At 66.0% G+C, this 8,419-nt stretch carries 5 protein-coding genes and 3 pseudogenes; 7 read left to right on the forward strand and 1 reads right to left on the reverse strand.

All coding sequences use genetic code 11. From position 1 onward, the window contains the following. The first annotated feature begins 309 nt into the window (after nt 1–309). From FVS66_RS09915 to FVS66_RS09925, 3 genes are read left to right on the forward strand one after another with little or no spacing between them, the layout of a single operon-like run. Nucleotides 310–684 carry a hypothetical protein gene (locus tag FVS66_RS09915; protein ID WP_149180660.1) on the forward strand — a complete coding sequence of 125 codons (375 nt, stop codon included), beginning with the start codon at nt 310–312 and terminating at the stop codon, nt 682–684. Between the two features lie 21 nt (nt 685–705). Continuing rightward, nucleotides 706–3,087: a PPE family protein gene (locus FVS66_RS09920; protein ID WP_262386902.1), complete on the forward strand. Its 2,382-nt coding sequence runs from the start codon at nt 706–708 to the stop codon at nt 3,085–3,087. 44 nt (nt 3,088–3,131) lie between these two features. Then, complete coding sequence (locus FVS66_RS09925) at nt 3,132–4,205, forward strand: hypothetical protein (RefSeq protein ID WP_149180664.1); 1,074 nt, start codon at nt 3,132–3,134, stop codon at nt 4,203–4,205. Nucleotides 4,206–4,341: 136 nt separating this feature from the next. Here FVS66_RS09925 and FVS66_RS09930 read toward each other — a convergent pair. Beyond that, a pseudogene (locus FVS66_RS09930) lies at nt 4,342–4,773 on the reverse strand (IS5/IS1182 family transposase); the annotation flags it as partial. A gap of 124 nt (nt 4,774–4,897) precedes the next feature. Here FVS66_RS09930 and FVS66_RS09935 point away from each other — a divergent pair. The 4 genes and pseudogenes from FVS66_RS09935 to FVS66_RS09950 form a co-directional block, all read left to right on the forward strand. Further along, a pseudogene (locus tag FVS66_RS09935) lies at nt 4,898–5,646 on the forward strand (transposase family protein). Nucleotides 5,647–6,282: 636 nt separating this feature from the next. Beyond that, the gene (locus FVS66_RS09940; RefSeq protein WP_149180665.1) at nt 6,283–6,987 is read left to right on the forward strand and encodes a hypothetical protein; all 705 of its coding nucleotides are present in this window, start codon (nt 6,283–6,285) and stop codon (nt 6,985–6,987) included. A gap of 368 nt (nt 6,988–7,355) precedes the next feature. Next, complete coding sequence (locus FVS66_RS09945; RefSeq protein ID WP_149180660.1) at nt 7,356–7,730, forward strand: hypothetical protein; 375 nt, start codon at nt 7,356–7,358, stop codon at nt 7,728–7,730. Between the two features lie 21 nt (nt 7,731–7,751). After that, a pseudogene (locus FVS66_RS09950) lies at nt 7,752–8,419 on the forward strand (hypothetical protein); the annotation flags it as partial.

Genomic DNA, 8,419 nt, shown 5'->3' on the forward strand with positions numbered 1-8,419 from the left:
GGAGGGTGACCTCCTCGGCCTGGTGCGCCCGCGCCCCCTGCCGCCGGGCCGCGGCTACTTCGTGTCACGGCGGGGCGGCGCGGGGCTGGTTCAGCTGGGGCGGATGCCGGACATGTAGGCGAGCGTAGGTACTCCTACTCAGGGGAAGTTGGGTACGAGGCTGCTGCCCTTGGTACCCAACCCCCGTGCTAGAACAGACATTCACTCAATCACTCATCTCACACACAGACGTACGGGGGCGGAACGTTGGGATTCGACGAGGAATGGGCCCGACTGCGGGGTGAGGCGGCCGCGCGCCAGTCATCCAGCATGCGCTTGAACCAGAACGCCGCGCCGGGCGGGGGCGGCGGGGCCGGTGTGCCCGACTTCGACTCCGACCCGAAGAAGAAGAACGAGGCGGCGGGCAAGCTGGCGGGCGAAGTGAGGACCCAGACCGTCAAGGCGTCCAACCACGCCGACGAGGCGACTAACACCGCCGTCAGCACCTTCTCCGGCTGGGGCACGGCAGCCGGCCTGAAGAAGGTCCAGAAGGTCTGGGAGAGCCAGGTCAAGACGCTGACGGGCCGCCTGGACAAGGAGTCGGCGAACCTGCGCACCACGCGGCGCCTGATCCAGAACAACGACTTCGAGCTGTACAACGACTTCGCACCACTGCGCAAGCCCTCCGGGCTGGACAACACGTAAGACCGAGAGGAGGCATCAGACATGGCGCTGACCTACAAGAAGGTCATGGAGACCGACTACGGCAAGCTCACGGCCGCCGCGAAGGCATGGGACGACATGGCCGGCGAGTTCAAGAAGGCCGAGTCGAACTACGCAGCCACGGTGCGAGGTCTCAAACCGAACTGGCGCGGCGAGGCATTCGGATCCGCGTACGTGAACTTCGCCGGCACACAGTACGAGTACGCGGCCGCCCAGACAGAAGCGAAAGCCATCGCCGACCTGCTGCGCGACGCCCACGGACAGTTCACGGAGCTGAAGAAGCGGCTGGAGTCGCTGGTCGCGGACGCCCGCAAGGACAACATGCAAGTCGACGACGAGGGGAACGTCCGGCCCGATCTCACCGACACCGAGCGCAGGGCGTTCATCCACGACCCCGATGGCCAGGCCTTGCTGAAGTCGTACACCCAGGCGGCGGCAAGCTGGGCGAAGCAGATCCAGAAGTATGTCAAAGCAATCGAGGACGCTGACGCCGGCGTGAAGCTCTCCCTCGAAGGCGCCGTGAAGGACAGCAACAAGGACTTCCTCACAGGCAAGGACGACACTGCCAACGGCTTCAACGCGGGCGCCAAGGGCGATATCGAGCAGTACGAGCTGGAATACGTACAAGACGTCACCACACGCCTCAACGAGGGCAAGCCCGTCTCGAACGCCGAGGTCGAGGGCGTCGCACGCATCCTGCGTGACAACAACAACGAGGCCTTCAAACACCGTACGGAGTTCAGCCGGACCTTCCTGTCCGGCCTGGGCGCGGACGGCACGATAAAGCTCGCCAACACGCTCAACGATGTGGCGCACTCGGGCGATTCCGGCAGGAGCCGCGTCTTCGGCGATACGAACAAGGCGCTGGCGGACACCCTGTCCACCGCGACGCAGGTGGTATTCGCCGAGGGGAAGAAGAACCCTCCGTACGGCTCCAAGGAGTACCAGGCGGCCTTCGAGAAGTGGTCGAAGACCGAGGACGCGAAGTTCTACAACGCCTTCATGGACGACCTGAAGAAGGCGGGCCTCGACAAGTTCGAGCTGGACGTCGCGGCTGACAAGGCTCCCATGACGCGGGGCCAAGGCCAGGAGATCCGCGGCTACCAGGGACTGGTCACCCTCATGCAGCAGGGCAACGGCTACTCACCGCAGTTCCTCGGCGACCTCACCGACCAGATGATCGACGCCGAGCAGAAGGACAAGGACGTCTGGGACCTGCACGGCAGGTTCGAGGGCAAGAACGACGGCTGGTTCGCCAACGACCCCGTCGACGGAGCGCTGGGGATCATGAGCCGTGACCCTGAGACGGCGACCGGATACCTCGACCCGAACGCCGACGGCGACAAGAACCGCCTGGAACACCTGCTGACGAAGCGCGACTGGGACATCGTCAACACCACGGACTGGCACGGCAACGTCGAGATTTCCGGCAACGACACCTTCGACAAGGACACCCGCGCCGGTCTTGGCCTCGCCCTCGAAGCCGCGACCACGGGCCGCCCCCCGGGCTCGCCGGGCGAAGAACTCGGCCGCCACAGCGAGGCCGAGGCCCGCATCATGCACGACACGATCAACCTGCTCGACTACAGCGACGCCGAGGGCAAGGAGGGCAAGGCGGACCGCGCGGGCAAGGCGGACGAGTTGCTCGCGAAGGACCACTTCGCCAACATGCGGGATCCGCTGGCGCGTGCTTTCGCCGCGTACACGCCGGATGTGGTGGACATCCTCGCCGGCGAGGGGCCCGGGGGGCGGGTCGGCCAGGCGAACGAACTCGCAGACGGCGACAAGTCCCAGATCCAGAACAGTCGGATCAGCCTGCTGCGCTTCATGCGGGGCGTCTCGGAGGTCCCCGACGGGTCGCAGCAGTCGGAGAACTTCAACCTGCTCTACCAGTCGCAGCTCGGATACATGTCCGAACAGCTCGCGACGGGCGACTTCTCCGACCCGAAGGCGCTGGAGAACCGGGCCCAGAGGATCGGCGAGGTCTACGGAACCGTCACCGCCGTCGGCGGCGATCTCGATCTCGACATCCGCGACGCGAAGAACAGCGACGCAACGAACAACCGCTTCTACGGGTACCACGTGCTAGGTGGCGCGATCACGGGAATCCCGGTGATCGGCGACATGGCGCAGCGGTCGGTCGACATCGTCCTCAATGAGCGCCTTTCAGTCATTCAGGCAGAGAACGGACTCCTGACGAAGGAGACGCTCGGCGCACAGAACGACAAGGCCCACGACACGTTGGACAAGTTCTTCGCCTCCATGAACGACGAGCGGCACTTCGTCGAGGGCAAGGACGCCCTCGGGGTGATCCAGAACGAGGCCAGGCAGAGCTACAACGGAGCCCGCAAGATCACGTTCGAGGCACTCCGGGGTGAAAGTTGACAGAGACACGAGCACCGAGTCCGGAACGACAGGGAGAGCCGCCGATGCCGGTCCGCTCCAAGCGCAACTGGCTGCTTTCCGCAGCAGGAATCTCGGCACTGGCGGTCTTCTCCGGATTGTTCCTCTGGTGGAACACCAACCTTCTGGGCGATGACGAGTTCTGCGACGGGGCCGTGACCTCCGCAGAATTGGCATCCGTACTGGACACCAAGGGACGCCTGTCGGCCACCTCGTCGGTCGGCGACAGCATGCCCGGCTTCTCGTGCTCCGTGCAGCGGACGAGCAAATTCCTCGGCGCTGCGCCCATGGAGATCCAAATGAAGACCGCGGCGCAGGAGCCGGACTTCCAGTTCCAGACCCACGTCTGGAAGAACCCGTCCGCGATGTCCTTCTTCTCGAACGGCGCCACAGGAGCCGTTTCCGGCGAGCGGGGTTGGGTGCTGCTTCCCGAGGCCTGCCGGGGGAAGGTGAGCACGTTCAGCCCGGGCGGCATGTCGCGGCAGACCGCGACTAATGTCAGGACCGTCGAAGCCGTGGTCAAACAAGGCACAGTCGACCGGGCTGAACTCGCGAAGACGCTCGTGAAGGCCGCTCAGCGGATCGCCGACGAGGCGGGTTGCGCGGCGGGCGGAGCGACCGAGGAGCCCCGGCTCCAGGCCGTGAGTGAGGCGCCCACCGACCCGGGCTCGGCCTGCGGTCTGGCTGGCTTCACCCTGCCTCCGGCTGCGCTGGTCAAGGACGAGGCGACGCTCGGGAAGGAGCAGGTCAGCGGCAGCATGCCGGGCACCTGGGCCTGCGGAATGCACCTTGCCGGAAACACCAAAGGGGTGATCTGGTTCGCCGCCAGCTCTGATCTGCGCCTCGTCGACCGGATCCTCCTCAAGGAGGGCGCTTTCGAGGACCTGCCCGGTGGCGCGGGAGTGATCGAGCGGCAGCAGCATGCCGCCGTACTCACGTGTGGGACCGGCAAGATCTACGTCAGCATGCGTTGGAGCACCGAGTACCAGAGGGCCCTCTACAAACGAGGCATCTCCGTCTCGCGCGAGATGTTCCAGTCCTTCGTCGACTCGGCAGGCAAGAAGTTCCAGTGCGGGGCTGTTCAACTTCCTCCGAGCTGAGGGTCTGCGGTCGGCGAATCCGTGAAGACTCCCTCGTCGGCCGTGGATACGATTCGAGGATCCAGAACAGTTGGACCGGTGTCCTGTGTTTCATGCGAGGGAGACCGCCTTAGAGGTCGCGCAGATAGGCGTGTGCTCATGGACGGCGGTGCGGGCGTTCGTCCCAGCGGTGAGTCGTCCATGCCTGTCGGATGAGGCTGCGCACGGTGAGGATCGTGTCGGCGAGGTCGAAGCAGGCGTCGATGACGGTGACCCGGCGCTCGTAGCAGCAGGCGAGGCGGTGGAAGGCGTTCTGCCAGGAGTGGGTGCGCTCCACGTGCCACCTCTGGCCCGCCTGAATCGGCGCCTTCTCGCCTTTGTGCGCGATCCGGCCCTGCAGGCCGCGCTCGCCGAGCAGGGTGCGGGTGGTGTCGGAGTCCTAGCCGGCGTCTAGTAGGTGGACGGTGATGTCGTCGGGTAGCGGTCCGAGGTCGTTCAGGCGGTCCAGGGTCGTGGCGAGCAGCGGGGAGTCGTGGCGGTTGGCTCCGGCCAGGACGCGGCCCAGCGGAATGCCGTAGCCCTCAGTGAGCATTTTCAGCGTGGCCACTGATCGGGTGACGCCGGTCAGGTCGAGGTGAGGGCCGCAACGCACAAAGCCCCCGTGCCGTTGAGGGAGGTGTTCGGCGTCTCAACCCACTGGCACAGGAGCCCTGTTGGTTCCCCATCCTGCCGCACTCAACGTCCCTCACGCCCTGGTCGAGTGGGTCACCATGCTCATCGTCATCCGCGAGGGTGACCGTCGCTGCAAGTCCCGCCGCACCAGCGTGCGCTCGTCGCTCTGGTGTACCTGCGCCGCCACGACACCCTTGCCCGGATCGCGGCCGGGTTCGGGATATCCGTCGGCACCGTCCACGCGTACGTCACCAGCGTGACCTGCCTGCTCGCCGAACGAGCCCCTGGCCTGCTCAAGACGCTGCGCGAGCACGATCCGGACTTCGTCCTGCCGGACGGGACCCTCGCCGAGTGCGACCGCGTCGGTGACAGCCGGGCGGACTACTCGGCCAAGCACCGCCGGCACGGAGTGAACGTCCAGGTCCTCACCGATCCGGCCGGCGAGCTGCTGTGGATCTCACCCGCCCTGCCGGGCCGCACTCATGACCCCACCGCGGCCCGTACCCACCGGATGATCCAGATCTGCGAACGCCAGAGTGTCCCCGTCCTCGCCGACCGTGCCTACACGGGCGCCGGCCCCTGGGTCACCACCGGACTCAAACGGCCACCGGGCGGCGAGCTCACCCTCACCCAGCGCACCGTCAACCGGGCCCTGGCCGCAGCCCGGGCACCGGTCGAACGCGGCATGGCACGGCTGAAGTCCTGCCAGATCTTCCGCAGATCCCGCATCAGCCCGAACCGCATGACCGTCATCGCCAAAGCTGTCCTCACCCTGGAGAGACAACGCTGAAAACGCTCAGTCGTGCGTTTCCGTTCTCCGTACGTCCGCTGACGCGTAGCTACGCTCTCCTGCTGCGTACGCTCACCGCGACGGCGCCGCCGATGAGGGCGACGACGGCGCACGGCACTCGCGACGACGGCCCAGAGCGGGAAGCCGCCCTCTTCGGACCTGGCGGCCGTTTCGGGGGCCGCCTGGGACTCCTTGGACCGGCCGTCCTCGTCGCTTGCCCCCGTGCTTTCAGGAGAGGGGAGTTCGGGGAGGTCTGGGGCGCTGGTGAGTTGTTCTGCGCTCCTAGCAGTGGGTTCACGTTAGCCGGGCCCGGGTCTCCCTTGCCCTCGAGGAGGACCTGGGCGGGCCGGACCGTGCCATAGCCGATGTACTTGCTGGGCCGACCGGCATCCGGCTCCGGCGCCCTGAGGCAGCAGCGACACACTGCCAGCAGCCGCACATCCTCTTGCACGTGCGGCGACCAGGTCCGCGCAACCCCAACCAGATCATTGACACACCATCAACGAGACCGAACCTAAAGCGCTTCAGATCAATCTGTCGGTCACAAATCCAGCCCCACACGCCCTACAGAGGGTCTCCACCATGAGTCCACACGACTCCCCCACGCCCCACTTCAGCAAACTGAAGGAAGAATGGATGAACTTGCCTACTCGGGCCACTCTTCGCTGGCTTGCCGTGTTCGCCCTCGCCGCCACTTGGCTCGTTGCCGGGTGCGGGGAGGGTGGGGACGCGCCAGGGGCTGGCGGGGCGGAGGGTTCGGCGGCGGAGGTGGCCGAGCGGGTGAACGACGTGATGCGGGGGACGTCGTTCCATTCCTCGGGGACGACGACCGCGTTCGTGGGGGCCGAGCAGGAGACGTGGTGGGACCCCGAGCAGGGGCTGCGGATGAAGACGTCCGGTCCTGGTGTGCCCGGGGAGACGTACTGCAAGGACGGGACCTCGTACATCAGCGCTCCGTTGTTCGCCGACATGCTGGAGGAGCGCGGGCAGTACATCACGGTGCCTGATCGGCTCGCCGACGTCTTCGTGACCACAGAGAGCGGGCAGGACTGCGACGTGTACTTCAAGATTGCCGATGGCGGGGAGTTCCTGCCCGAGGAGGACACGACGGTCGGCGGCAAGCCCGCGAAGGCGCTCAAGGTGTCCGCGGGCACCGCCTCCGACACCTACTTCATCGAGGACGGCGATACGGCACGGCTCCTCCGGCTGGACTCGCTCCGGAACGGGCGCGGGAGCTCGACGACGTACGACTCGTTCGGGGAGAAGTTCTCGATCTCGATACCTCCGGCGGAGAAGACCATGCCCCTGGACAAGTTCCGCAGTGAGGTCAACAGGGGCTGAGCCCCACTGTGGTCGCCTTCCACAACTGACGGATTTGAGTTCGGCACTTCTTGTGTCGTGGAGGGTGACCTCCTCGGCCTGGTGCGCCCGCGCCCCCTGCCGCCGGGCCGCGGCTACTTCGTGTCACGGCGGGGCGGCGCGGGGCTGGTTCAGCTGGGGCGGATGCCGGACATGTAGGCGAGCGTAGGTACTCCTACTCAGGGGAAGTTGGGTACGAGGCTGCTGCCCTTGGTACCCAACCCCCGTGCTAGAACAGACATTCACTCAATCACTCATCTCACACACAGACGTACGGGGGCGGAACGTTGGGATTCGACGAGGAATGGGCCCGACTGCGGGGTGAGGCGGCCGCGCGCCAGTCATCCAGCATGCGCTTGAACCAGAACGCCGCGCCGGGCGGGGGCGGCGGGGCCGGTGTGCCCGACTTCGACTCCGACCCGAAGAAGAAGAACGAGGCGGCGGGCAAGCTGGCGGGCGAAGTGAGGACCCAGACCGTCAAGGCGTCCAACCACGCCGACGAGGCGACTAACACCGCCGTCAGCACCTTCTCCGGCTGGGGCACGGCAGCCGGCCTGAAGAAGGTCCAGAAGGTCTGGGAGAGCCAGGTCAAGACGCTGACGGGCCGCCTGGACAAGGAGTCGGCGAACCTGCGCACCACGCGGCGCCTGATCCAGAACAACGACTTCGAGCTGTACAACGACTTCGCACCACTGCGCAAGCCCTCCGGGCTGGACAACACGTAAGACCGAGAGGAGGCATCAGACATGGCGCTGACCTACAAGAAGGTCATGGAGACCGACTACGGCAAGCTCACGGCCGCCGCGAAGGCATGGGACGACATGGCCGGCGAGTTCAAGAAGGCCGAGTCGAACTACGCAGCCACGGTGCGAGGTCTCAAACCGAACTGGCGCGGCGAGGCATTCGGATCCGCGTACGTGAACTTCGCCGGCACACAGTACGAGTACGCGGCCGCCCAGACAGAAGCGAAAGCCATCGCCGACCTGCTGCGCGACGCCCACGGACAGTTCACGGAGCTGAAGAAGCGGCTGGAGTCGCTGGTCGCGGACGCCCGCAAGGACAACATGCAAGTCGACGACGAGGGGAACGTCCGGCCCGATCTCACCGACACCGAGCGCAGGGCGTTCATCCACGACCCCGATGGCCAGGCCTTGCTGAAGTCGTACACCCAGGCGGCGGCAAGCTGGGCGAAGCAGATCCAGAAGTATGTCAAAGCAATCGAGGACGCTGACGCCGGCGTGAAGCTCTCCCTCGAAGGCGCCGTGAAGGACAGCAACAAGGACTTCCTCACAGGCAAGGACGACACTGCCAACGGCTTCAACGCGGGCGCCAAGGGCGATATCGAGCAGTACGAGCTGGAATACGTACAAGACGTCACCACACGCCTCAACGAGGGCAAGCCCGTCTCGAACGC

Origin of the sequence: Streptomyces sp. TRM49041, from assembly GCF_008271805.1 — a bacterium.
Classification (GTDB): domain Bacteria; phylum Actinomycetota; class Actinomycetes; order Streptomycetales; family Streptomycetaceae; genus Streptomyces.

Coding starts and splice junctions, on each gene's coding strand:
- FVS66_RS09915 (WP_149180660.1), top strand. CDS start 310: ATGCGCTTGAACCAGAACGCCGCGCCGGGCGGGGGCGGCGGGGCCGGT.
- FVS66_RS09920 (WP_262386902.1), top strand. CDS start 706: ATGGCGCTGACCTACAAGAAGGTCATGGAGACCGACTACGGCAAGCTC.
- FVS66_RS09925 (WP_149180664.1), top strand. CDS start 3,132: ATGCCGGTCCGCTCCAAGCGCAACTGGCTGCTTTCCGCAGCAGGAATC.
- FVS66_RS09940 (WP_149180665.1), top strand. CDS start 6,283: ATGAACTTGCCTACTCGGGCCACTCTTCGCTGGCTTGCCGTGTTCGCC.
- FVS66_RS09945 (WP_149180660.1), top strand. CDS start 7,356: ATGCGCTTGAACCAGAACGCCGCGCCGGGCGGGGGCGGCGGGGCCGGT.